This is a genomic window from Chryseobacterium gambrini (genome assembly GCF_900156825.1).
Classification (GTDB): Bacteria; Bacteroidota; Bacteroidia; order Flavobacteriales; family Weeksellaceae; genus Chryseobacterium; species Chryseobacterium gambrini.
This window is the reverse complement of the sequence record NZ_FTOV01000034.1, coordinates 1-2304: the sequence shown is the minus strand read 5'-3', so window position 1 is coordinate 2304 and position 2304 is coordinate 1. Positions and strand designations below refer to the sequence as shown.

The window sequence follows — 2304 nt, the reverse complement described above, 5'->3', positions numbered from 1 at the left end:
ATAGATGCCGCCATCCCTTCCACAATGACTTTGGTATGTCCTTCTGAATTCAGGATCAGGTCATAAATGGCGAGCCCCTCATACACAGAACCGCCCCCGCAGTGCATTCTTATGGTTAAATCACTATGAGTTTGCAGTGCATCCCTGAAAACCTGTTGAAACCTTTTATAGTCGAACTCATCATATTTTCCGATGTACCCGTACATCCTGATTTCGGCACTGCCGGAAACCTGATTTTTGAGTTCATAATGAAAGGGCTTTTTAGACATTTCTTTGATTTTGACAGGACAAAGATTGGCTTAAAAACACCCCGAAAAAAGCTGACGGTTAGCGGCTGAATATTTTCATTTAGAGGTTATATATTTTCATACAGCCACTAACAGCCGGCTTCGGTAAAGTCCTTATATAAAGCAATTTTGCTTCCTATATAGAAGGAATGAAACCGGAAATTGAGGTTGCATCCGACCGAATTAAAAATTAAATACCTACGGATGAATGAAAAGAAAAAGCTGACCAATGACGAGAAATATTCTATAGCTCAGGACTTGTTTCTGGAAACGGACAAAACACAGAAAGAAATCGCAGAAATCATTCACGTCACAGAAAAAACGCTGGGAAAATGGAAAACCGAGGGCGAATGGGATTTGCTTAAAAGCGCATCAACGGTTACCGCCCGAAAGATCATCGAAAACCTGTATAAAAAGGCGCATGCCCTGAGTGAAGATCCCAAAAGCAAACCCAATGATATTATTCAGATTGCCAACAGCATTGAAAAGCTGTCGAATAAAAAGGTAACCATCAGCCAGATCATTAATGTATTTAAGGATTTCACGACGTACGCCTTTACTCAAAACGCAGAACTGGCAAAGGAGATCAACCTTTTGCAAAAAAAATACGTGGACTATAAAATCGGGGAAAAGTAATGTCGGCAATCACCATCACCAAAAGGGATTATAACGAATGGTTAGAGTTCTGTTCACAGGTTCAGAACAGTGCCGCCGTTGCCTTTAATGATACCGAGGAAACACAAAAATTACGAATTAAAAGGGCATTAACCGATTATAATTATTTTGTTAAAACCTATTTTGAATTATACGCCGATGCAGACTGCGCAGACTTCCATATAGATTTTGCCAACGCCTGCCTTGCGGATCCGAACTTTTTCGGGGTTGCCGAATGGGCGCGGGAACACGCCAAGTCCGTTCACCTGACGATTATTATACCCATGTGGCTTATCGCTCATAAGCAATTAACGGGAATGCTTTTGATGGGGAAAAATGAGGACGACGCGTGTAACCTGTTATCCGATCTTCAGGCACAGCTGCAATACAATAAACTCTTTGCCCACGATTTTGGGGAGCAGTATAATTTCGGGTCATGGGAGGACGGGGATTTTACCACAAAAGATGGAATCCGGTTTCTTGCCTTTGGTCGTGACCAGTCCCCGCGCGGGGCAAGGGAAAACGAAAAACGTCCCAATTACGGTGTGGTGGATGACGTGGACGATGACGACATTGTCCACAATCCCAAAAGGGTGGATAAAGTGGTGAAAAAGATTTTAGGAGCCATGTATTTTGCCCTCAGTATCAAAGGGGCGCGTTTCACGATGGGCGGGAACCGTATTCATCATAATTCAATCCTTGCCAATATCGTGGGAGATACCAAACCCGGAGCGAAGAAAAGAGAGGGCATTTACCATTCCAAAGTAAAAGCCATCGAAAACGGAAAACCTGCCTGGTGGCAGCGGTATTCATTACAGGAACTCCTGAGGAAAATTGCCAAGGCGGGAACTGTTCTTGCCAAGCAGGAATTCTTTCACGAAACGGATATTGAAGGGAAAATCTTTAAAAACAAATATTTCCGTTTTGCCAAACTTCCGCACCTCTCCAAAATGGATATCATCATCGGGTATTTTGATCCGAGTTTTGAAAACAGCCAGACCTCGGATTTTAAAGCCGTATCGGTTTGGGGACAGGATAAGTTCAAACGCTACTGTATTAAAAGGTTCACGCGCCGCTGTGAACTGGAGGACGTTTTCGAATGGATGATCAAAGTTGAGAAAAACCTGCCCCCCGGGGTGGGGATCATCTGGTATATGGAAAAACAATTTTACACCCGACCGGTAAAGAAAGCCCTCAGACGCGCCTGCAAAAAATACAAATACCCGCTTAGTGTCCTGACCGACGAAAGGCAAAAACCCAATAAATACACCCGTATGGTAAGAATGGAGCCGGAATACTCCTCCGGAAACGTGGTCTACAATGTAGAGGAAGAAAACGATCCGGATATGGTGGAAGGGAATTT

Annotated in this window: 3 protein-coding genes; 2 read left to right on the top strand and 1 reads right to left on the bottom strand. The window is 43.6% G+C overall.

From position 1 onward, the window contains the following. Positions 1–269 (bottom strand): ATP-dependent Clp protease proteolytic subunit (locus BW951_RS22155; protein ID WP_175608866.1); only part of this gene is annotated, 269 nt, incomplete at its 3' end. Positions 270–491: 222 nt separating this feature from the next. Between BW951_RS22155 and BW951_RS22150 the strand changes: the two genes are divergently transcribed. Next, the gene (locus tag BW951_RS22150) at positions 492–923 is read left to right on the top strand and encodes a hypothetical protein (RefSeq protein WP_076396850.1); all 432 of its coding nucleotides are present in this window, start codon (positions 492–494) and stop codon (positions 921–923) included. Next, positions 923–2304, top strand: a 1382-nt coding sequence (locus tag BW951_RS22145; RefSeq protein ID WP_076396848.1) for a hypothetical protein, incomplete at its 3' end; no start/stop codon positions are given. The genes BW951_RS22150 and BW951_RS22145, both read left to right, overlap by 1 nt.

Excerpts from the sequence above, each read along its gene's own strand:
- BW951_RS22150 (WP_076396850.1), top strand. The coding sequence starts at position 492 with ATGAATGAAAAGAAAAAGCTGACCAATGACGAGAAATATTCTATAGCT.